Source organism: Duganella sp. GW821-FHT07G03, assembly GCF_059418605.1.
The window spans coordinates 235,833-257,101 of record NZ_JBWKQE010000001.1 but is presented as its reverse complement, the minus strand read 5'-3'; the positions used below and the strand labels follow the sequence as shown (position 1 = coordinate 257,101).

Genomic DNA, 21,269 nt, shown 5'->3' with positions numbered 1-21,269 from the left:
GTCAGGAATAGCAGTCGTTCCTGGCCTTGCCTGAGTCGTCCAGCGATACGCGGGCGCTGTCCATGCGGGCCGCGTGCATATAGAACACGTCGGCCGCGATATGGTGGTTGCCGCCATAGACTTCCGCCAGGATGGCGTAGAGCTCCGGATCGTGGGCCTGCAAGTGCTGGTCGTTGACCACGGTCAGCGTGTCGGTGATGTAGGCCTTGTTGGAGTTGAACCAGAACTGCGTGCCTTCGGCCCAATACTCTTCCAGGGTATTGGCCATGTAGGCGCCTTGCCACAGGCGCTTTTCCCTGGCGTGGGCATAGGAGCTTGCAAGGCGCGCGATCAGCTGCGGTTCGATGGTGCGCAGCGCGTTCATGATGTTGTGCGAAAACTCGTGCACCAGGATGTTCTCGCCGTAGTAGCGCGTCTTCGGCGCGCCCATGATGTTCTCGGCGGCGCCGGTGGTGTACAAGCCGCCCATGCCGCGCGAACGCGCGTCCCAATACTGGCGGTCTGTCATCTGGCCTATCGTCTTGGCGTAATCGCGCAGCTCGCATTTCGTCAACCTGGGGTCGTCGATCGCGGGCTTTTTCCAGTCGCGCTGTTCCGGCAGGTCGGTGGTGTTTTCCGTGATCGCCATGACGCCGACGCGGGCGCCTTGGCGCGTCAGTTCGTCGCGGATGTCGGGGCGATACGTCAGCATTGACATCACGATGTCGCGCGCCGCCAGTATCGCCGCGTCCGGCACCTGGCTGGAGCCGGTGATCGGTATGCCCTGGGCATCGGCATATTTGGCATAGAAGGGATCGAAGCCGAAGCTCGACGGTGGCGTCCGGATCAGGTCGACATGCGCGCAGGCCGCCAGGCCCGTCGCGACGGCCAAGGCGGCCAGCGCCTTGGCTGGTTTGAATAGCTTAGTTTTCATTATTGGAATTTGTAGGTCAGTCGAACATAGTAGGCGCGGCCGATCGGATCGGACAGGCGCGGATCGTAGCCGGTCTGCGGGTTGGCGTTCTGGTTGGAGAATGGTGGATCGCTGTTCAGCAGGTTCTTGATGCCGGCGGTCACGGTGGTGTTCTTGAAGCCGGTATAAGCGCCCGACAGCGTCCACACCGAGTTGGCGGAGACATCGCGCTGGTATTGCGCCGCCACCGCGTTCTGGTCCACGTAGCCGGAGGTATAGCGTTGCGACAGCGTCGAGCTCCAGGCGCCGTTCATCCAGCGCAGGGCGAGATTGTGTTTCCAGCGCGTGGCGCCGTTGTACAGGCCTATGCTTTCGAACGGATCGACGTCCGGCGTGGTCTGCCACACATTGCTGGTGACGTAGGTGCCGTTGATCCAGGTGTCGAACCAGCCTATCGGCGTCTGCGGGAAGCGGTACTGGAGCGTCAGGTCGATGCCGCTGCTCTTGCGGACACCCAGGTTGGCCAGCGAGGACAGGTTGACGTACTCGAGCGCCGTGCCGCTGGCGTTGTAGTGGAAGCGGTCGCGGTATTTTTCCGGATCGGCGAACAAGTCCGCCTCGGTCAGCGCGGCGCCGATGCCATCGGTGACCTTGATGTGCCAGTAATCGAGCGACGCGGTCAGGTCCTTCACCGGCTCGAACACCACGCCGAAGGAATACGAGCGCGACTTCTCGGGATGCAGTTCGGGGTTGCCGCCGCTCTTGCCTGGCTGGATGGCGTGGCATGCCGTGAGCGGATTGACGCCGGCCTTGGCCACGCTGCCGGGGCACAGTTGCGGATCGTCGTAGGCGCCCGCGGTATTGGTGTCGTAGACCGGCGAGTGCATTTCGTACAAGCTCGGCGCGCGGAAACCGGTGTTGGCCGAAGCGCGCAGCATCACTTGTTTCAGCGGCTGGAAGCGGATGCCGAGCTTGGGATTGAAGGTGCTGCCGGCGTCGCTATACCGGTCCGAGCGGGCGGCCAGTTGCAGTTCCAGCGTCTTGTGGAGCGGGGCGACGAGCTCCGCGTACACGGCCGACAGCGAGCGCGAGGCGTCCTGGTCCTTCACGCCAAACAGGGCGGTGGCGCGATAGATCGCGGCCTGGTCGACGATCGCGTGGTTGACGGTGTAGGTGGAATGCTCCGTGCGATGTTCGGCGCCGATCGCCAGCGCCAGGGCGCCGCCGGGCAGCGCCATCAGCTCGCGCGTGGCGCGCGCGTCGACGCTGGTGTTTTTCGCCTTGGCGTTCAAGGCGTTGCCGGTCAACAGCGCGCCTTGCAGGTAGGCCGTTCCCTGGGCGTCTTGCGCGCCGAACGGGTTGAGCGTGCCGGCGGTGATGCCCGGCTGGATCAGGGCGTCTTTCACATAGCCGTTGGTGAAATCCTGGGTGACCCGCGTTTGCGCGTAGCTGGCGCCGCCCGTCAAGTCCCATCCGTAGGCCGAACCTTCCAGGTTGAGCACCACGCGGTCGGATACGCCAAGGTTCTTCGAGGTCCGCTGTCCCGCTTCCAGCGGACGCCAGCTGATCGTCAGGTCTTCGCCGGTGAGGCCGCTCACGGCGGGAGTGCCGCCCGCCGCGCCCGGATACCACTTGTTATCGGCGTGCATCTTCAGTCCGGTCAAGGGCGGCGGTGCGATGCGGCTGATGTTCTCGCTTTCCGAGTGCAGGTAGTCCAGCGTGGCCAGGCCGTCGGCGCCGAAACGCAGCGCGCCCTTGACATAGGCGGTGGTCTGCTTGGTATCCGGAATATCGTCGACCAGGCGGGCATAGTCCTGGCGGCAGGTGCCCATGTCGGTGACGCCGTTGCCGGCTTGCGGCACCGTGTTCGGCGCAAAGCAGCCACTGGCGTAGCGCGGGTTGCCGGTGATGCTCTTGGCGGAAAAGAAGTTGGCCGGGAAGGTGGTGCCGCTGGTCTTGCTGATGCCGTAGGCCGGTAGTATGCCGGTGGACGAGTATGGCCGGTCGATCGAGCGCACCCGGCCCTGGTCGTGGTAGTCGAGTACGCCGAAGACGTTGTAGCCGTCTCGTTGCAGGTCGCCGAAGCCGGCGGTGACGTTGCCGCGCTTTTCGCGGCCGCCGGTCTGCTGTGGAATGACGGCTTCGGCGGTGGCCGACACGCCGGTGAACGAGCGCTTGGTGATGAAGTTGATCACGCCGGCCACCGCATCGGTGCCGTAGATGTGCGAGGCGCCGTCGCGCAGGATTTCCACCCGGTCCAGCGCCGCGAACGGGATGGCGTTCAGGTCGACGCTGTTGCCGTCGAAGGGATGGTTGGCCAGGCGCCGGCCGTTGAGCAACACCAGCGTGCGGTCGTCGCCCAGGCCGCGCAGATTGGCCGACGATTTGCCGCCGCCGTCGAAGCCGATGCTGGTGCTGCCGACGGTGGTCTGCTGGTTGGCGGACACCGAGGACAGCACTTCCTCGATCGTGGTCATGCCCTTGCTGACGAATTCATCGGCCTTCATGATCGTGACCGGCAGCGCGGATTCGCCGGCGATGCGCTTGATGGATGAGCCGGTCACGGTCACGCGCTGGATTTCCGCCGCAGGTTCCTGCTCCTGGGCGAGCGCGGGCAGGGTGGAGGTGAGGGCCGCGCCGCCCAATGCGAGCAGGACGGCGCGGTGGATGCGAGTCATTTGGAACATATTGTTGTGTCTCCCTTTTTTTGACGACTTATAAAAGCTGGCAACTACGATCTTGAAATTTTCAAGACCTGCCTGCGCGTCAAATCCTGCGGAAGTTGCACAAAAACGCTTCAATCTGCGACGCTGCACGCCTCGGTTTGCACGTCGCGCGCCAGCTGGCGGAAGGCCGCCGGCGCCACGCCGTAGCGGCGCGCAAAGGCGCGGGAGAAATGGCTGGCGTTGGAGAAGCCTAGGTCGAGCGCAACGTCGATGATGCGGGCGTCGCCGGCGACCAGGAGCTCGCGCGCGCGCTCGATGCGCAGCTTCATCAGGTACTGGTGCGGCGGCATGCCGACCGATTTGTGGAATTCGCGCGAGAAGTGGGACTCGCTCATCGCGCAGGCCTCGGCCAGGTCCACCACGGCGATTTCCTCCGCCAGCCGCTCGGCCATGTAGGCCAGGATCTTCTGCAGGCGCGAACCCGCCAGGCTGCTGGTGGCGGAGGCTGCGGGCAGCTGCGCGTGCTGTTGTAGCAAATATGCCACAAGTGCCGATGTCAGGTGGTCGCGGAATTGCGGCGCCCAGTCGCCGGCCAGCGTGTCGGCGTCGAGCAGCTTCAGGGTCAGGTCCATGACCACGCGATCCGGCGCGATCCAGTTGCTCGACAGTGTGGAAAGGCTCTGGCCGCAACTTGCGGCCATGGAGCGCACGGTTGTCGTCGGGACGAAGATGTTGACGATGTCGCAGCCGCTCAGGCGCAGCCAGCGGCCCTGGGCGCCCGGCATGCAAACGCGAAAGCGGTTGGCGCCGATCACGCCGCTCCAGACGGGGGCGCTGTCGTTCCAGACTTCCGATTGCTGTGGTTCCAGCTGGATGGCGATGCGGTAGCTGTCGGGATGGGGCACGATGGAGCGGATCGCGGTATCGGCGCCGTCGGCGGTCCAGCGCACGATCACGGCGCCCGACAACGGCAGCGGCCCGATGCAGGCCCGCAGCGGTTCCGTCGCCCCGCTGCGCCGGAAGCATTCCTTGAGCGTGTCGGAGTTGTCCCATCCGTAGGCCTGCGTGAGCTGACTGAGCTGATTCATGATTTGCCGCAATCCAGAAATCGTATACCGTATATTACCTAGGGATTGTGCATTCAACAAGACGGTGTTGCGGAATATCGTTCCGGAGATTGGTCATTTTCGTAATTGCCCGGCTTGAGCGGCGGGGGCACAATCCCCCGCAAACAATTCAGAAAGTGATGGAGATACATGAACTTGCGGAGAAAAATCAGCCTGATATCGGCCGCCGTGGCGCTCTGCTGCGGTAGCGTAGGCGCGCAAACCGGCGAGGCTGCGGCGCCTGCGGCCACGCCGTGGATGAACGCGCAGCTGGGTGCGGAGGAACGGGCCCGCCTGGCGGTCGAGGCGATGACGTTGGACGAGAAGCTCAAGCTGGTCTACGGCTATTTCGGCGCCGACATGGAATCGAAAAAGAGCACCCGGCCGGCACCGTCGCACCAGCAATCGGCCGGCTTCATCTACGGCGTGCCGCGCCTGGGCATCCCCCATCTGTGGGAAACCGACGCCGGCCTGGGCGTGGCCAGCCAGGCCGGCCCGGATGCGCGGCCGGGTACGGCGCTGCCGTCCGGCCTGAATACGGCGGCCACCTGGGACTTGCAAACCGCCTACGCGGGCGGCGCCATGATCGGCGCGGAAGCACGCGCCTATGGCTTCAACGTGCTGCTGGCCGGCGGCGTCAACCTGATGCGCGAGCCGCGCAACGGCCGCAACTTCGAATACGCGGGCGAGGACCCCCTGTTGGCCGGCAAGATCGTCGGCGCGCAGATCAAGGGCATCCAGTCGAATCGTGTGGTGTCCACGCTCAAGCACTTCGCCCTGAACGACCAGGAAACCGGCCGCAATACGCTCAACGTCAGGATCGACGACCGGTCGGCGCGCATGTCGGATCTGCTGGCCTTGCAGATCGCGAACGAGGACGGCAATCCGGGTTCGGTGATGTGTTCCTACAACCGCGTCAACGGCGCCTATTCGTGCGAGAACAGCTATCTGCTGAACGAGGTGCTGAAGAAGGATTGGGGCTTCAAGGGCTGGGTGATGTCGGACTGGGGCGCGGTGCACAGCACGGTGCCGGCCACCAATGCCGGGCTGGACCAGCAATCCGGCATGCCGTTCGACCATGCCGATTATTTCGGCCCGCCGCTGAAGGAGGCCGTGTTGAACGGCTGGGTGCCGCAGGCGCGCCTGGACGACATGGTGCGCCGCATCCTGTATGCGATGTTCGCGCACGGCGTGGTGGACCACCCGGTGGCGCCGGCGCCGCAGGCGATCGATTTCAATGCGCATGCGGCCGTGTCGCGCAAGGATGCGCAGGAGGGCATGGCGCTGCTGAAGAACAGCGCCGGCGCCTTGCCGTTGAAACCATCCGCCAAACGGATCGCGGTGATCGGCGGCTATGCCGACCGCGGCGTGTTGGCCGGTGGCGGTTCGTCGCTGGTGTATCCGGCCGGCGGCAATGCCGCGCCGGAGCTGGCGCCCAAGACCTGGCCCGGCCCGGTCATGGTGTATCCGTCATCGCCGCTGAAAGCCATCCAGGCGCGGCTGCCGTCGGCCACGGTGGTGTACAGCGACGGCAGCGACCGCGCCGCAGCGGCCAAGCTGGCGCGCGACAGCGACGTGGTGCTGGTGTTCGCCACCCAATGGACGGGCGAGGGCTTCGACATGCCGAACCTGTCGCTGCCCGACCAGCAGGACGAGCTGATCGCAACGGTGGCGGCGGCCAACGCCAACACGGTCGTGGTGCTGGAGACCGGCGGTCCGGTGACCATGCCGTGGCTGCCGAAGGTGTCGGCCGTGCTGGAGGCGTGGTATCCCGGCAGCGATGGCGGCGAGGCGATAGCCGGCGTGCTGTTCGGCGAGGTCAATCCGTCGGGGCATTTGCCGGCCACCTTCCCGGCGTCGGAATCGCAATTGCCGCGCCCGGCGCTGGACGGTTTCCCCGAAGTGGCGGACCGGCGCTTCGATGTCGACTACAGCGAAGGCGCGGCGGTCGGCTACAAGTGGTTCGACCTGAAGGGCATCAAGCCTTTATTCCCGTTCGGCCACGGCTTGTCCTACACCCAGTTTGCTTTCTCGGACCTGGCCGTCAGCGTCAAGGGCGGCGTGGTGCGGGCCTCGTTCACGGTGAAGAATGTGGGCAAGGTAGCGGGCAAGCAGGTGGCCCAGCTCTACGTGTCGCCGTTGAAGGTGCGCTGGGAAGCGCCCAAGCGCTTGGCGGGCTTCCAGAAGGTCGAGGTGCAGCCGGGGGCGGGTGTTCAGTCATCCGTTACCGTTGATCCGCGTTTGCTGGCGGTCTATGACTCAGCATCGAAGACGTGGAGGGTTGCCAAGGGCGGCTACAAGCTCACCTTGGCGTCCAGCGCGGCTGATGACCAGGCCGTCAGCACCGTGATTCATCTGGAGGCCGCCGTCTACGATGTGAAGGGCAAGCTAACTCGCTAAAACGCTGGACGATAAAAAAGAGCGGGCGCTGCAAATGCAGCGTCTGCTCTTCTTATTTGTACTAGCACTGACTTGGCCTGACATGAGCTGTCAGATGAGTTAGAGTTCTGAGAGGCCGCTACCGGCCAGGAGTAGTCATTCGACTGTTGGCTTCGAACGTCATCGGTTTCTTGCCGACTAACGCTGCGGCGGCGGCTTTTGTTCCGAAGGTGCGTTTGCTATCCGGGTCTGCTAAATTGACGTCTAATCCGGGATTGGATTGAACCAGTGGCTCAGATTTTGGTCCAAAGCTACGTGTGGTCAGGCACTCGGGTGAATTGCAGTCAGCCAAGGAGGATCGGGATGCGAACGCTGCTGTCGAGATCCATGCTGTACGTGCTGACGCCGGCGCTGCTGATCGCGGCCGGCGTCGCGCCTGTGGCCGCGTCCGGCCCGGAGGGACCGATCGAGGAAGTGCGGCAAAGCGAACCTGTGGGGGCGAATCAGCTCCTGCTGCGCGCGGTGTATCAGGAACCGGGCCGGATCGATGCCGCCACGGCATGGACGCCGGTCGCTTCGGCACGGATCTCCGGCCCCATCTTTCTAGACTTCGAGATTCGAGACAACCGCGAACTCGGGTACCTCCTAAGGTACAGCTTGTCGTGTGCGGGTGCCGATACGGCCTGTCAATTCGACTGGAAGCCGGCCACGATCGATTCGCTGCACCTGGGTCCGCGCAACCTCTGGGCGCTGGCGCGGCAAAAGTCCAGCCCGATCGAATTTCGATACGTACCGGTTTGCCTATGCTCGACGCCGAACGCGGCGCCGTCGTCCCCCGTTCACCTGGTGCTCGTTCCGACCCGGTCGATCAATCTCTCGTACGTAATCAAGACAGAAGGAGGAGAGACAATTAAATCCGAGTCTCTTGAGAACCTGCCCGCCGGCAGGCCATTCGAGATCTCGATTGCGTTCGCCAAAGCAAAGCCGCCGACGGTCTTAAAGGTGCGCCTCAACCACATTGCGATTCAGGAAGGCGAGGTGGAGCGTCTAACGGATAGCTTTGACATCGTCTGGGACCGATGATGGACAAATTGGATGGCACCTGGATGGGCCGGATCACCGCCTGTGCTGCGGCAGTGGCGGTCTTGCTTGTGCTGCGCATGAGCTCAGGTCCCGCCACGCTCTCCACTGATGGCCTGTCGGCCACGGCCTTTCAATTCGAGTCCCGGGAAGTCGAACGTCCGCTCATCAGCGAAACGGCCCGCTCGCGACAAATCTTCTTTACAGGCTTCTCCGCGCCCACATTGGGCTTGGGGGAATCGGGCACCACCTTCACGCTGGAGCGTGCGGATCAATTGCATGTCAAGGATCTGTATGTCTCGGCGGATTCCCTCGTCCAGATGGCGTTGTCCGGAACGAGCCTGACCGTCTTCGTCGATACGGGTTCTCGCGAACGCTCACGCAGCTTCGGGCGCATCGGTGTCGGCGACAAGGTCGGGCTCAAGACGGAAGGCGCAGCCCGTCATGAAGCGGGTGTCGGTGTCGGTGACGGCAACGTCGCCGTGACGTGTGATACGTCCTCGTGCGCGATGGTGCTTAACCTTCTCAATCCGGCCATCGAGGAACTTGTCAGGCCCTTCGACATTCGCCGCCTGAGTCTGCGCGTCGCAGGCAGCAATGCCGAGAGCGGCAGCGCCGCTCAGGTTTCCTCGATTCAGAAGGGTAAGATCGCGGTCTCCGCGAAGGACTTGTTCGGCGTGCCGTTCACAGTCAGATCGCTGACCTTGACCGCAGGCGATGCTCTGCTGCTGGATCCCGATGCGAAAGGGAGAGTGCGCATCGATACCGAGAAGGGTCTCTTCAAGCTGAGCTTCGGTTTGGACAGCGGACGCCACAGGTTTGTGCCGCGCGTCGGCGACGAGATCGTCCTCGCGCCCAGCACTCTGGAGATCCTGCTTCGCGAGCCCTGGCACAAGACACTCTGGGGGGTGGTCCTCGCGCTGATCCCTGTGATCATGCAGTTCGCGACGTTCGTCCGACGCAGGATCGTTCAGAAGTTGGAGGTGCGACAGTGGCCAAGAATTACCTAGCGCTAGCGATCACGCTGCCATCGCTGGCCGGCTCCCTTTGGGCTGCCGATGGCAAGCAGGAATCGCCGCCAATTCCCGAGGCGGTGAATGTTCGCTCCATCGTTAAGCTGAAGTCTGCGGAGGTGGGCACGGCTTTCGTCATCCTCACGGAGGGACGAAAGGCCTACTTGTTGACGGCGGCCCACGTCGTCAACGGGCGCTCGGCCCCCTCCCCCGATTGCCAGATCGAATTCGATACGGCCGACAGAAGCGCCCCCTGCAAGGTGCGATATGTCTGGAGCAAGGCAGATCTTGCCGTCGTGTATGCCGATCTGGAAGGCATCCGAGGCGCAGTGAAACCGCTCGAATTGGGCGATTCCGCGCTGCTGGCCACCAGCGGCGTCCACGTCTACACCGCTGGGTATCCGGGAGGCGGCAAGCTTCGGATCGACCGCGGCTTCGTCAGCGGCGCCGAGCCGCCCAATCTGATGTTGAAGGGCATCTCCGTGGAAAACGGACAGTCGGGCTCGCCCGTATTCACCGAGTCCGACGGACGAGTTGTCGGCATGATCCTGGAAAGGCCGCTCGACGGCCGGGGGCAGCGCGCCAGCGAGATCGATTCGATCAAGCTCTTTCTGCGCCGCGAGCAGCTGTTTCAATATCTGCTGCTCTTCACTCGCCCACCGTCCGGCGCGACCGGCCCGCTGGTTTCGTCGGACATCGGCCTTTCACTGACGAACGTCTTCCTCAGTGCCGCATCGCCTCATCGCTGGTTCGATCGCGCCAAGCGTTACTTTCGGACCGACATCGACGCTCCCACAATCGCCCCCGGCGATAGTTGGCTCGGAGTTCGTCGCGAATATCTTTCGTCCTCGAGCAACACTCTGGGGAGCTTCGGACGCGGCTGGACTTCGCAATTCGACTACCGCATCGACATGGAGCGCTCCGACATCTGTAACCTGCATCTGTGGAATCCCAAGAACAATCGGATCGTCCTCAAGCCGCCGTACGAATGTGCCAAGGTCAAGGACGCCATCGCCTCCCGAGTCGAGAGTCGAGACGTCCTGCAGGGGAGTCTGGGCGACATGATGGCTGACAAGGACCTGGCCGACAACATCCTTCCGAACAACGTGAGCTTCACGGGCGCGGACTTCGACGTGCTGCGCGCGCGATTCGTCATCGGAGGCATCGAGGTCATCGTCGGTTCGACGACATACATGTTCAATGTCAAGGGAAAGCTGCGCAGAGTCGAGTCGGATTCGCGCAGTCTGGAGCTCGACTACGACGCGAAGGGTAGGCTGTCGGTGGTTCGCGATGGACGACACACCCAAGAGCTCGTGTATTCAAACAACTCGTTCGTATCCGCGGTCCGATATGACGATGGCACCGAATTCACCTACAGGTACTCGCCGGCTAATCATTTGACGGAAGTGAGCAGTTCCTCCGGGCGCGGATACCTTTATGAGTACAACCGCGATGGATTGCTGGAGAAGGTAAAGGAGCGCGACGGGAAGGCGGATCCGAAGACTTGGATCATCGGCTACTCGCCTGAAGGTCGAAGAATTTCGGTGAAACACGAGGACAAGGAGTACAGATGGCGATTCGTGGAGAGCGCCAACGACATGCCGTTGATCGACATGGATATCTTGGAGAACGCAGAAATCAGCGAGAAGAGAACTTTCCAGTTCGACTATCAGACCAAAACGCTGAGCATGGCGATCAATGGCAACACCACGATCTACACGCTCACGGAATGCCTGTGCCTGCCATTGTCGGTGAAGAGTAGCGAGGGGGACATCGCCTACACCTACGATCCGTTCGGTCGGCTGAGCGAAATTAAGCTTGGCGAAACGCGAACGACCTACGCGTACGACAACCGATTCAACAAGACTTCCAAGTTTGAGCGATGGATTCGCGGAACACTGACGGAGACGGCGGAGGCGACCTATGACTCGAAAGGCAATCTCGTCCACACCAAGTCCATCGACGGCCGGACAGTCACCATGACCTACGACAAGGAGGGCAGGATCGCGTCAATCCAGGAAGGAACCGGCCGACCCGTCAAGCTGGTCTACAATCTGATCGGCAAGCCCGTGCTGATTGCTCGAGAGGGTCTCGGCGAAATCGAAGTTATCTACGGAGCGGACGGGGATATCATGACGGTCAACAGTAAGGACGGCCCCAGCGTCTCCATGCAGGTCGCTTCGATTTTCAATGCGCTTCTCGATTCGATTGCTCCATTCACAGCGGGAGCGCAGGTCGACAGTCGCTTTTCCGTACTGACCTCGGAGCCCGGGGGGTGCGATGAGTGCGGGCGGCATCAGGGCGATTGAAGTCGATGCGCTGCACACTCAGGCCGCCTTTGCGCGCCGGCCGTAAGCTGTTGCCCCTGTTCAGCTGGTCCTTTGAATCCGCCGGACCGGTCAGGTGGCGCCAATCTCGAAGTCAAAGCTTGGCTGCGGCCATCCAAAAACAGCTCCAAACGCCGGGGCAGCGGCTGCTTAGGGGCGGAAGCTGACTCTGGTGGATCACAAGCAGGCTGACAGCAGTTGTCAGATCGAGTTTGAGCCACTGCATTTATTTCAGGGTATCCGTATTTCGTGGTTGCTGAGGCTTAGTCGGTAATTGCGCGCAACCGGGCGAGCGACGTCGCCGCGTCCAATTTACTACGGCTACGCTTCACGCCCCGCCCGCGGCTTTTGCTTGTGTATCTCCGGATATCGGGCGCGTCGTTACCACCAAAGGCTGTAGATCGTCGTCAGCGCGACGGCGATCACAGCCGAACCCAGCGCAAAAGCGCCATCAACGCGGAACAACGAAGTATCGATGTGCATATGCTTCGACAAGTTGTCGCGCTTGACGCCGGCCATCTTGCTGATCACGACCATGCCGGCCACCACCACCCAGAACACGATGAACATGCGGTCGAGGAAGGGGATCTCTGCCAGGCCGCCGGCGGTGACCTTGGCAAAGCCGATCGGCACCAGGAACGACAGATCCATCATCGTCGGCAGGAACTTCAGCACGATCGAACCGACCAGGCCGCCCAAGGTGGCGAACATGGCCGCTCCGGCCGTGGTCTTTTTCCAGAAGAAGCCCAGCAGGAACATGGCCAGGATGCCAGGCGAGACGAAGCCGGTGTATTCCTGGATGTACTGGAAGCCGCCCTTCTTGTCGATGCCCATCATCGGCGCGATCAGCACGGCCAGCGCCATCGCCACCACCACGCTCACACGGCCGATCCACACCATGCGCTGTTCGCTGGCCTGCTTGTTGAAGGCCTTGTTGTAGATGTCGAGCGTGAAGATGGTGGCGATGCTGTTGGCCTTGCCGGCCAGCGAGGCCACGACCGCCGCCGTCAGCGCGGCGAAGGCGATGCCCTTCAAGCCCGATGGCAGCAGATTGAGCAGGATAGGGTAGGCGCGGTCGGGATTGACTTCGCCGCCGACCTTCATGGCGTCGCCCAGCGCGCCGGACTTGTCGAGCGCATACGCTGCAATACCGGGCAGCACCACGATCACCGGCATCAGCAGCTTCAGGAAGGCCGCGAACAGCAGGCCCTTGCGGGCGGTCGGCAGGTCGGCCCCCAGGGCGCGCTGGGTGATGTACTGGTTGCAGCCCCAGTAGTTCAGGTTGACGATCCACATGCCGCCCAGCAGCACCGACAGGCCGGGCAAGTCCATATAGTTGGGATTGTCACGCGTGAGCACCATGTCGAAGTGGTCGCGGGTATGGGCGTACAGTTCGGATAGGCCGGACAGTGCGCCTTGCTTGTGCGCCAGCGCCGCCACCATGTCGAGCGCCAGCCAGGTCGTGACCAGGCCGCCGACCACCAGGCAGGTCACTTGCACCACGTCGGTGTAGCCGATCACCTTCATGCCGCCCAGCGTGATGACCGCCGCGAACACCGCCAGGAACAGCATGCACGGCAGCAGGGCGATGCCCGACAGGCTGCTGATGGCCAGCGCGCCCAGGTAGAGGATGGAGGTCAGGTTGACCACCACGTACAGGCCCAGCCAGAACAGCGCCATCGTGGTGGCGACCGCCTTGCCGTAGCGCTGTTCGAGGAACTGCGGCATGGTGTAGATGCGGTTCTTCAGGTAGACCGGCATGAAGAACACGGCCACGATCACCAGCGTGGCGGCGGCCATCAGTTCGTAGACGGCGATCGCCATGCCGATGCGGAAGCCGGAGCCGCTCATGCCGATGAACTGCTCGGCCGAGATGTTGGAGGCGATCAGCGAAGCGCCGATGGCCCACCAGGTCAGCGAACCTTCGGCCAGGAAGTAGTCATGCGAGGCTTTGCCGGAGCCGCCTTGCTTGCGTCGGTAAACCCAGATGCCATAGCCGGCGACCAGGAAGAAATAAACGAGAAAGACGGTGACGTCCAGGGTGGAAAAAGTGCTCATGCAACGCTCGAAATGTGAAGTTTGTCTCCGGATGGACGGCCTGGTTGCGGCCGTACCCTTTTTTTTAAATCTGCCAAGTGAAAATCTTAGGCGATTTGGACCGGAAAACGCCAATACGACTTTTGCACTCAGCTATATCGTTTGGGTAAGGCTCTACTTCGAAGCGCTGCTTTTTTCGTATTGCCTAGGCGCGGCGGCGGCGCGCGATCGCGCCGATCAACAGCAAACCGCCCGCCAGCATCGCGTACGACGACGGTTCCGGCACGGCGCTCACCGAGAACTTGATGTTGTCGATGCCGACGTTGTAGGCGCTGTCATGCCACAGAATGCTCAGGCCGCTAGCCGACGAGACGTTCGGCACCAGGGTGGTGGCCGAGTTGCCGGTCGGGATAATGCCGTCAAAGCTGAACAACACCGGACCGCCGATCGCCGACACCGTCACCGAGGTGGTGTGCGCGCTGCCATAGGTGCCGAGGTCGAAGCGCGACAGGCTCACCACCTGGCCGGCCTGCTGCGGCAGCAGATCGATGCGGGCGGCCGAATGGGCGTCGTTCGAGCCGGCCCACAGCACGCCATGCAGGGTGTTGTAGCCGGTGCTCCACCAATTGAGCGTGCCAGCGCCGGTATAGGGTGCGGCGTATTGCACGTCGACCACGCCGGCCACGTCGCCGTAATCCTGCCCGATGCTGCCATTGCCGTTGGAGCAATCCTGGTGCGCGCCGTAGCCGCTGCCGTTGGCGGTGCAGATCTTGGGGGCGTCAAAGTCGAGCGTATAGTTGCCTGCGTGCGCGCTACCGGCGCACGCCAGTGCGGCGCCCAGGATGAGAGATGCTGCTTTCATGTCACTTGCCTTTCGGAATAGTGTTAAAAATAAAACATGTACTATACAATAAGTGTCAGTTCGACACCGTATCCATCAGGAGAAATATGAAAGTATTAGCATTCGCAGCAAGCAATAGCAGCAAATCGATCAACAAGAAACTGGCGACCTACGCCGCCGGCCTGCTGGAAGGCGCCGAGGTCGACCTGCTGGATTTAAACGATTACGAAATGCCGCTGTTCAGCATCGACCGGGAAGCGGCCTCCGGCCATCCGGAACTGGCCAAGGCCTTCCTGAAAAAAATCGCGGCCTGCGACGCGATGATCATCTCGTTTGCCGAACACAACGGCTCGTACAGCGCCGCCTTTAAAAACCTGTTCGACTGGTGCTCGCGGATAGAACCCAAGGTGTTCCAGAACAAGCCGATGGTCTTGCTGGCGACCTCGCCCGGCGCCCGTGGCGGCGCCTCCGTGCTGGCCGCCGCGACCGGCTCCGCGCCATTTTTCGGCGGACAGGTCAAAGCCAGCCTCGCCATTCCCAGTTTTAATGACAACTTCGATCTGGAGCGAGGCCTGCTCAAGCATGAGGAACTGAATGCCCAGCTGCTCAAAGCTGTGGCGATGCTGAAGGAAGAGGCGCCCGCCCTGTAGTTCTTTGCCCGAGATAGGGCAGCAAGCTGATGAGTGCAAGCACGGCCAGCGCGACGCCCACCCACAACGGCGAGCGCAGGCCGTAGCCGGCGGCTATCCCCAGCCCGCCGATCCACGACCCGGCGCCCAGGCCGATGTTGATCACCGATGTATGGATGGTGTTGACCAAGGGTCCCGGGTGCGCGGTGCGCATCACCCGCGCGATGATGGCGGGGTTCATCGACATGCCGACCAGGCCGGTCACCACCAGCAAAACAACGCTGATCGTCTGGTCGTGCGCGAAGACGGCGAACAGCGCCAGGCTGACGCTCAGGATCAGCATGCCGCCGACCATGAGCGGGATGGTGTACTGGTCCGCAAACCGCCCGACCACGCCATTGCCCACCACGTTGGCGACGCCGTACACCCCCAGCAGCCACGGTATCGAGGAGGGCGGGAAGCCGCTCACCTCGATCAGGATGGGCGCGAAGTAGCTGAAGGCGGCGAAGATCGCACCGATGATGAGGCCGCTGCTGGCGTAGGCCGTCCACAGATGGGGATTCTTGAACTCCTTCAGTTCGCTGTCCAGGCTGACCGCCTGGGATGCCTTGGAACGCGGTACCAGCTGCGTGACCAGCACCATGCACAGCACCGTCAGCACCACCACCAGCCAGAAGCTGGCACGCCAGCCCAGATGCTGGTCGACCAGCGTGGCCATCGGCACGCCGACCACGGAAGCGAGCATCAGGCCGCCGGGGCATTACTGGCGTGGTTCAAGAGTGATATCGATTTGACGAACTCACTTGCATGTCCATAGTTGCTTATAATTAAATATTGCGCAAACGATATCTGAGCGGATCGTCAAATGGCTTGATAAATGTCAAGCCGGGCTCGTCTGACGTGAATTGGCAGGAAGTCGGCGCGGGCGCGCCCGCGTTGTTGCAGAAACACCAGCGCATGGTCGTCATCGGCAGCGCCGACTGTACAAGCGCGCCTCAACCTGCCACCATGTTTTACTAGAGCAATTATTCGGGTGGTGAGAGGCATATGGCGATGATTAATCAACGGCGACTGGCGCCGCACCACCTCCCCATGCTGTGCGGTTTGCTCGCGCTCAACCCGTGCGCGGCGGTGGCCGGCGACGCGGCGCAAGACCTGACCGCGCTGCCGTTGGAGCAACTGATGTCGCTGGAGGTGTACAGCGCGTCGAAGTTCGTCCAGCGCGCCAGCGAGGCGCCGTCCAGCGTCACCGTGATCAGCGCCGCCGATATCCGCGCGTATGGCTGGCGCACGCTGGCCGAGGCGCTGCGCAGCGTGCGCGGCGTCTACGCCAGCTACGACCGCAACTACAGCTACCTCGGCGCGCGCGGCTTCCTGCGGCCGGGCGACTACAACACCCGCTTCCTGTTGCAGATCGACGGCAACCGCATCAACGACGTGGTGTTCGATTCGGGACCGATGGGCGGCGAATTCCCGCTCGACCTGGAACTGGTCGAACGGATCGAATACGTGCCCGGACCCGGCTCGTCGGTGTACGGCGCCAACGCCTTCTTCGGCGTGATCAACGTCATCACGCGCCGCCCGCGCGACATGGAGGGCAGCGCGCTGGCGCTGTCCGGCGGCCAGGACGGCGCCCGCCGCGGCCACGCCAGCCAGGCCTGGACCGACCGCTTCGGCACCGACTGGCTGCTGGCGGCCAGCCGCCACAAGACCGATGGCCGCGACCAGTTCTACGCCGCCTACGCCCAGGACGGCGTCAGCGACGGCGTGGCGCGCGGCCTCGATTATGAAAGCGGCCACCGCCTGTTCGCCAAGGCCATCCACGGCGGCTTTACCGCGACCCTGATCCACGCGGAGCGCGACAAGGGCGTGCCGACCGCCTCGTACAGCCAGCGCTTCAACGATCCGCGCTCGCGCACGGTCGACACGCAAAACTATGCCGACCTGGCTTACCGCACCATGTTGTCGCCGCAGCTCGAGCTCAATGCGCGCGCCTACTGGGCCGAGTATAGTTCGCTGGGCTACTACGTGGGCGACGACGCCAACGGCGTCCTCAATCGCGACGTCTTCGCCGGCCGCTGGTGCGGCGCGGAGCTGACTTTGCTGGCCAATGTCGGCGACCACAAGCTGCTGGCCGGCCTGTCCTACGAGGACGACTATCGCCAGCGCATGCTCAACTTCGACGTCGATCCGTACGCTCAGTACCTGAACGAAAACCACGACGCCAACCGCTACGGCCTGTACCTGCAGGACCAGCTGGCGCTGACGCCGGCGCTGCTGCTGAACGCCGGCCTGCGCTACGACCGCCACGTCGCCACCGGCGGCGTGTTCAGCCCGCGCCTGGCGCTGGTGCACCAGTGGAGTGCGGCGACCACGCTCAAGGCCCTGTACGGCAATGCCTACCGCGCGCCCAACAACTACGAACTGTATTACAGCGCGCCCGGCGACGGCGGCCAGCTGGCCAATCCCGCGCTGGGCCGCGAGCGCATCGTCAGCGCCGAGCTGGCGCTGGTGCGCCAGCTGGCCGGCAATCGCCGCGTGACGGTCTCGGTTTTCCGCAACGTGGTGTCGGCGCTGATCACGCAGGTCGACCATGGCGGCTTGCCGATCTTTGTCAACACCGGCCGCGCGGTGGCGCGCGGGGTGGAATTCGAATACGAGCAAAACTGGAGCAACGCGGCGCGCCTGAAGGCCAGTTACAGCTGGCAGCGTACGCGCCAGGACGGCGGCGACGGCGAGGGCGGCAACGTCAACACGCCCAGCCAGCTGGCCAAGCTGAACCTGACCGTGCCGCTGCACGGCGCCTGGCGCGCCGGCGCCGAGGCCCAGTACGTGGGCCGGCGCGCCATGATACGGGGCGGCAGCACCGGCGCCGCCCTGGTGGCCAACCTCAACCTGTACTCGCATCGCCTGGCGCGCCACGCCGACCTGGCGCTGACCGCCTACAACCTGTTCAACCGCCGCTATGCCGATCCCGCCTCGGTGGAGCACTTGCAGGACGCGATCCTGCAGGACGGCCGGCGGCTGCAACTGAAACTGATGCTGGACTATTGAGATGCCGATGGTGCGCGCCATAGCCGTGTGGTTTTCCAGCTTGCCGTTTGCCCTGCTGCTGGGTGGGTGGAGTGCTGTCGCGCGCGCGGAAAGCGCGGTGCCCGAGTACCAGCTCAAGGCGGCCTTCGTGTTCAACTTCGCGGTGTTTGCCGAATGGCCGGCCGAGGCGCTGCCGCCGGCCAGTCCGCTGGTGCTGTGCGCCTACGGCGGCAACGCGCTGCTGGCGGCGCTGCAGGAACTGCGCGACAAAAGCGTCAACGGCCATCGGCTCGAAGTGCGCGCGCTGGCCGCCGGCGCGGCGCCGCGCAACTGTCACCTGCTGGTGCTGGACCGCCAGGACCGCGACGCCTGGCCGCAGCTGCGGCAGGACCTGGCCGTGGCCGGCGGCAGCGTGCTGACCGTCGCCGACGACCGCCAGATCGCCCGCGCCGGCGTGATGCTGGCGCTGTTCATGGACGACAAGCGGGTGGTGTTCGACGCCGACCTCGGCGCCTTGCGCGCCGCCCGCATGGTGCTGAGCTCCAAGCTGCTGCGCCTGGCCAGGAGCGTGCAATGATGCGCGCGCCGCCGCCGGAAGCCGGGATCGCAACCACGACGGACGCGCTCGGCAGCACTGTCGCGCGCAGCATACTGCTGGTGGCCGGCGCCGCGCTCGGCGTGGCCGCCTTGCTGCTGGTGGTGTTCCAGTATTTTGTGCTGCGCGACGCGCTGCTCGACGACGTGCAGGTGCAGGCGCGCATCGTCGGCAGCAACAGCAGCGCCGCGCTGATGTTCCAGGACCAGCGCGCCGCCGCCGAGACGCTGGCCGGGCTGGCGCTGTCGCCGGTGGTGGAGAGCGCCGCCATCCTCGATCCGCGCAGCGTGCCGCTGGCCAGCTACCGGCGTGCCGGCGGCGCGCCGCCCACCGTCGACCAGGCCTTGCGGGCCGGGCGCCAGGTGTTTTCCGCCGGCGCGCTCGAAGTGCTGGAACCGGTCGCCGCCAACGGCGCCGTGATCGGCAGCGTGGTGTTGCGCGCCACCCTGGCGCCGCTGTACCGCCGCCTGGCCGCGTTTGCCGTCTACACGCTGGCCGTGGCGCTGGCGTCGATGGCGCTGGCCTGGCTGCTGGTGGCGCGCATGCGCGCCACCGTGCGCGCGGCCGAGCAGCGCCTGAACTACCTGGCCCTGGTCGATCCGGTGACGGCGCTGCCGAACCGGAACGCCTTCAACGACAACCTCGACGCCTGCCTGCGCCGGGCCGACCGCCAGGCCGGCGCGGTCGGCCTGCTGCTGCTCGACCTGGACAACTTCAAGGTGGTCAACGACACGCTGGGCCACACCTGCGGCGACCTGCTGTTGCAGCTGGTGGCGCAGCGCCTGCTGGCGACGCTGCGCGCGCAGGACGTCATCTGCCGCATCGGCGGCGACGAATTCGTGGTCATCGTCGAGGCCAAGGACGCGGCCCACGTCACGGCCGGGGTGGCGGAGAAGATCCTGGGCGCGCTGGCGACGCCGTTTCCGATCGAAGGCCAGCAGCTGTACGTCAGCGCCAGCATCGGCGTCGCCACCTATCCGGCGCACGGCGACAACGCCGAGACGCTGATGCGCGGCGCCGACATGGCGATGTACCACGCCAAGCACCTGGGCAAGAACACCAGCCAGGTGTTCCACCAGGAGATGACGCTGCGCGCCCACAAGCGGCTGACGATGGAGGCCAGGCTGCGGCGGGCGCTGGACAACGATGAATTGATGCTGCACTACCAGCCGCAGATCGACACGCGCAGCGGCCGCATGATCGGCTTCGAGGTGCTGGCGCGCTGGACCTGCCCGGAACTGGGGCCGGTCAGCCCGGCGGAATTCATCCCGGTGGCCGAGGACAGCGGCGTGATCGTGCCGCTGGGGCGCTGGGTGCTGCAGACCGCCTGCCGCCAGGCCGCGCAATGGCAGCGCGAAGGACTGTTGGAGGGCATCGCCCACGTGGCGGTCAACCTGTCGGCCCACCAGACCCGCGACAAGGACCTGATGGACGAGATCGAGGCGCTGCTGGCGGAGACCGGGCTGCCGGCGCACCTGCTGGAACTGGAGCTGACGGAAAGCGCGATGATGGAAAACGTCGAGGCCAACCTGGCGCTGATGCAGCGCATCCAGGCCGCCGGCATCCACCTGTCGATCGACGATTTCGGCACCGGCTATTCGTCGATGGCCTACCTGAAGCGCTTCCCGATCGACCAGCTCAAGATCGACCGCAGCTTCGTCAGCGACGTGCCGGGCGACGGCGCGGCGATCGCCATCGCCATCATCGCGCTGGCGCACAGCCTGGGGCTGTCGGTGGTGGCGGAGGGGGTGGAGAACGCGCAGCAGGTCGAGTTCCTGCGCCAGGCCAACTGCGACGTCATGCAGGGTTATTATTTTTCGCGGCCGGTGCCGGCGCCCGAGCTGGAGCTGATGCTGCGGCGGGCGCTGTCGGCGCCGCCGCTGCAAACGGATACAGCACAAAGCGCCCCGGCTCCGTCGCTTGGTAGCGGGCGATGAACTTGTCGATGGCGCCGCTCCTGGCCATCTCCTGCAAGGCTTTGGCCAGCTGGGCGGCCTGGTCTTGAAACGGCGATTTCCTCGAGATGAACAGGTGGTTGTCGATCTTGCGGAACAGCAGCACCGACGGATCGACCAGCCGCTCGCCGCCGGACTGCCTCAACTGGTAGAGCATCACCATCATATTGCCGGCGATGACGTCGGCGCGCTGTTGCGCGAACATCCTGGCCATCTGTTCGTAGGTGTTGACCTGGTGCTTGCTTAGGCGCCGGTCCGCGTCCAGGGCGGCGCCCAGCGTGGTATCGGCCATATGCAGGATGGTGCCGGCGCGCAGCAGCTCGTCGATATTTTCCAGGTGGGTGCCGATCCTGCCGAACGCCACCAGCCTGGCCTCGTCGGTGACGCCGGCGTCCAGCGCGACCAGGTCGACCTGGGGCGAGGCAAAGACGATGGCGCCGTCCAGCCTGCCCACCTTGAGCTCGGCCAGCAACCTGGCCTTGGGCTCGATGTGGATCTCGATCGGGATGCCGGTGCGCGCCGCCAGTTCCACCAGGATGTCGACATGCAGGCCGGCGGCGGCCCCGTGCGCGTCGCGGTAGGCCAGCGGCGCGGAGTCGATCACGCCGACCGTCAGCGCCGGCCGTTGCGCCAGCGCGGCCGGAGCGGCGAGGGCGCAGGCCAGCGCCAGCCACAGGGCGCGGCGCGTTGCCGGGCGACGGCGCATGCTCAGGCCG

Annotated in this window: 14 protein-coding genes and 1 pseudogene; 8 read left to right on the top strand and 7 right to left on the bottom strand. The window is 64.3% G+C overall.

The window, feature by feature from the left end; genetic code table 11:
* Position 1: 1 nt before the first annotated feature.
* The 3 genes from AC07OK_RS01110 to AC07OK_RS01100 form a co-directional block, all read right to left on the bottom strand.
* Positions 2-913 carry a hypothetical protein gene (locus AC07OK_RS01110; RefSeq protein ID WP_494688574.1) on the bottom strand — a complete coding sequence of 304 codons (912 nt, stop codon included), beginning with the start codon at positions 911-913 and terminating at the stop codon, positions 2-4.
* Positions 913-3,579 (bottom strand): TonB-dependent receptor, encoded by a 2,667-nt coding sequence (locus tag AC07OK_RS01105; protein WP_494688573.1) that lies wholly within the window; start codon positions 3,577-3,579, stop codon positions 913-915. The genes AC07OK_RS01110 and AC07OK_RS01105 overlap by 1 nt, the downstream gene beginning before the upstream one ends.
* A 110-nt stretch (positions 3,580-3,689) precedes the next feature.
* Positions 3,690-4,646, bottom strand: coding sequence for a helix-turn-helix domain-containing protein (locus tag AC07OK_RS01100; RefSeq protein WP_494688572.1), 957 nt, complete (start codon positions 4,644-4,646; stop codon positions 3,690-3,692).
* Between the two features lie 168 nt (positions 4,647-4,814).
* Between AC07OK_RS01100 and AC07OK_RS01095 the strand changes: the two genes are divergently transcribed.
* The 4 genes from AC07OK_RS01095 (at position 4,815) to AC07OK_RS01080 (ending at position 11,445) form a co-directional block, all read left to right on the top strand.
* The gene (locus AC07OK_RS01095) at positions 4,815-7,064 is read left to right on the top strand and encodes a glycoside hydrolase family 3 C-terminal domain-containing protein (RefSeq protein WP_494688571.1); all 2,250 of its coding nucleotides are present in this window, start codon (positions 4,815-4,817) and stop codon (positions 7,062-7,064) included.
* A gap of 342 nt (positions 7,065-7,406) precedes the next feature.
* A complete protein-coding gene (locus tag AC07OK_RS01090) occupies positions 7,407-8,126 on the top strand; it encodes a hypothetical protein (RefSeq protein ID WP_494688570.1) in 720 nt (239 codons plus the stop codon).
* Positions 8,123-9,133: a hypothetical protein gene (locus AC07OK_RS01085; protein WP_494688569.1), complete on the top strand. Its 1,011-nt coding sequence runs from the start codon at positions 8,123-8,125 to the stop codon at positions 9,131-9,133. The genes AC07OK_RS01090 and AC07OK_RS01085 overlap by 4 nt, the downstream gene beginning before the upstream one ends.
* A complete protein-coding gene (locus AC07OK_RS01080) occupies positions 9,115-11,445 on the top strand; it encodes a trypsin-like peptidase domain-containing protein (RefSeq protein WP_494688568.1) in 2,331 nt (776 codons plus the stop codon). The genes AC07OK_RS01085 and AC07OK_RS01080 overlap by 19 nt, the downstream gene beginning before the upstream one ends.
* A gap of 399 nt (positions 11,446-11,844) precedes the next feature.
* Here the strand turns inward: AC07OK_RS01080 and AC07OK_RS01075 are convergent, their stop codons facing one another.
* Together AC07OK_RS01075 and AC07OK_RS01070 are read right to left on the bottom strand one after the other, a co-directional pair.
* Entirely contained in the window at positions 11,845-13,521 is a 1,677-nt protein-coding gene (locus AC07OK_RS01075) for a sodium:solute symporter family transporter (RefSeq protein WP_494688567.1), read from the bottom strand.
* 184 nt (positions 13,522-13,705) lie between these two features.
* Positions 13,706-14,362, bottom strand: a complete 657-nt coding sequence (locus AC07OK_RS01070; protein ID WP_494688566.1) for a PEP-CTERM sorting domain-containing protein — start codon at positions 14,360-14,362, stop codon at positions 13,706-13,708.
* A gap of 86 nt (positions 14,363-14,448) precedes the next feature.
* Between AC07OK_RS01070 and AC07OK_RS01065 the strand changes: the two genes are divergently transcribed.
* The gene (locus AC07OK_RS01065; RefSeq protein WP_494688565.1) at positions 14,449-14,991 is read left to right on the top strand and encodes an NADPH-dependent FMN reductase; all 543 of its coding nucleotides are present in this window, start codon (positions 14,449-14,451) and stop codon (positions 14,989-14,991) included.
* Here AC07OK_RS01065 and AC07OK_RS01060 read toward each other — a convergent pair.
* A complete protein-coding gene (locus AC07OK_RS01060; protein ID WP_494688564.1) occupies positions 14,948-15,715 on the bottom strand; it encodes an MFS transporter in 768 nt (255 codons plus the stop codon). The genes AC07OK_RS01065 and AC07OK_RS01060 overlap by 44 nt on opposite strands.
* 302 nt (positions 15,716-16,017) lie before the next feature.
* Here AC07OK_RS01060 and AC07OK_RS01055 point away from each other — a divergent pair, with 302 nt between their 5' ends.
* Genes AC07OK_RS01055 through AC07OK_RS01045 form a run of 3 tightly spaced genes read left to right on the top strand, consistent with a single transcriptional unit; the run spans position 16,018 to position 20,535 of the window.
* Positions 16,018-18,024, top strand: a complete 2,007-nt coding sequence (locus tag AC07OK_RS01055) for a TonB-dependent receptor plug domain-containing protein (protein WP_494688563.1) — start codon at positions 16,018-16,020, stop codon at positions 18,022-18,024.
* Between the two features lie 7 nt (positions 18,025-18,031).
* Complete coding sequence (locus AC07OK_RS01050; protein WP_494688562.1) at positions 18,032-18,580, top strand: YfiR family protein; 549 nt, start codon at positions 18,032-18,034, stop codon at positions 18,578-18,580.
* On the top strand, positions 18,577-20,535 hold the full coding sequence (locus AC07OK_RS01045) for a putative bifunctional diguanylate cyclase/phosphodiesterase (protein WP_494688561.1): 1,959 nt from the start codon (positions 18,577-18,579) through the stop codon (positions 20,533-20,535). The genes AC07OK_RS01050 and AC07OK_RS01045 overlap by 4 nt, the downstream gene beginning before the upstream one ends.
* A 460-nt stretch (positions 20,536-20,995) precedes the next feature.
* Here the strand turns inward: AC07OK_RS01045 and AC07OK_RS01040 are convergent.
* Positions 20,996-21,259: pseudogene (locus AC07OK_RS01040) on the bottom strand (transporter substrate-binding domain-containing protein); the annotation flags it as partial.
* Positions 21,260-21,269: the final 10 nt, after the last annotated feature.

Excerpts from the sequence above, each read along its gene's own strand:
- AC07OK_RS01110 (WP_494688574.1), bottom strand. The coding sequence starts at position 913 with ATGAAAACTAAGCTATTCAAACCAGCCAAGGCGCTGGCCGCCTTGGCC.
- AC07OK_RS01105 (WP_494688573.1), bottom strand. The coding sequence starts at position 3,579 with ATGTTCCAAATGACTCGCATCCACCGCGCCGTCCTGCTCGCATTGGGC.
- AC07OK_RS01100 (WP_494688572.1), bottom strand. The coding sequence starts at position 4,646 with ATGAATCAGCTCAGTCAGCTCACGCAGGCCTACGGATGGGACAACTCC.
- AC07OK_RS01095 (WP_494688571.1), top strand. The coding sequence starts at position 4,815 with ATGAACTTGCGGAGAAAAATCAGCCTGATATCGGCCGCCGTGGCGCTC.
- AC07OK_RS01090 (WP_494688570.1), top strand. The coding sequence starts at position 7,407 with ATGCGAACGCTGCTGTCGAGATCCATGCTGTACGTGCTGACGCCGGCG.
- AC07OK_RS01085 (WP_494688569.1), top strand. The coding sequence starts at position 8,123 with ATGATGGACAAATTGGATGGCACCTGGATGGGCCGGATCACCGCCTGT.
- AC07OK_RS01075 (WP_494688567.1), bottom strand. The coding sequence starts at position 13,521 with ATGAGCACTTTTTCCACCCTGGACGTCACCGTCTTTCTCGTTTATTTC.
- AC07OK_RS01070 (WP_494688566.1), bottom strand. The coding sequence starts at position 14,362 with ATGAAAGCAGCATCTCTCATCCTGGGCGCCGCACTGGCGTGCGCCGGT.
- AC07OK_RS01065 (WP_494688565.1), top strand. The coding sequence starts at position 14,449 with ATGAAAGTATTAGCATTCGCAGCAAGCAATAGCAGCAAATCGATCAAC.
- AC07OK_RS01060 (WP_494688564.1), bottom strand. The coding sequence starts at position 15,715 with ATGCTCGCTTCCGTGGTCGGCGTGCCGATGGCCACGCTGGTCGACCAG.
- AC07OK_RS01055 (WP_494688563.1), top strand. The coding sequence starts at position 16,018 with ATGGCGATGATTAATCAACGGCGACTGGCGCCGCACCACCTCCCCATG.
- AC07OK_RS01050 (WP_494688562.1), top strand. The coding sequence starts at position 18,032 with ATGGTGCGCGCCATAGCCGTGTGGTTTTCCAGCTTGCCGTTTGCCCTG.
- AC07OK_RS01045 (WP_494688561.1), top strand. The coding sequence starts at position 18,577 with ATGATGCGCGCGCCGCCGCCGGAAGCCGGGATCGCAACCACGACGGAC.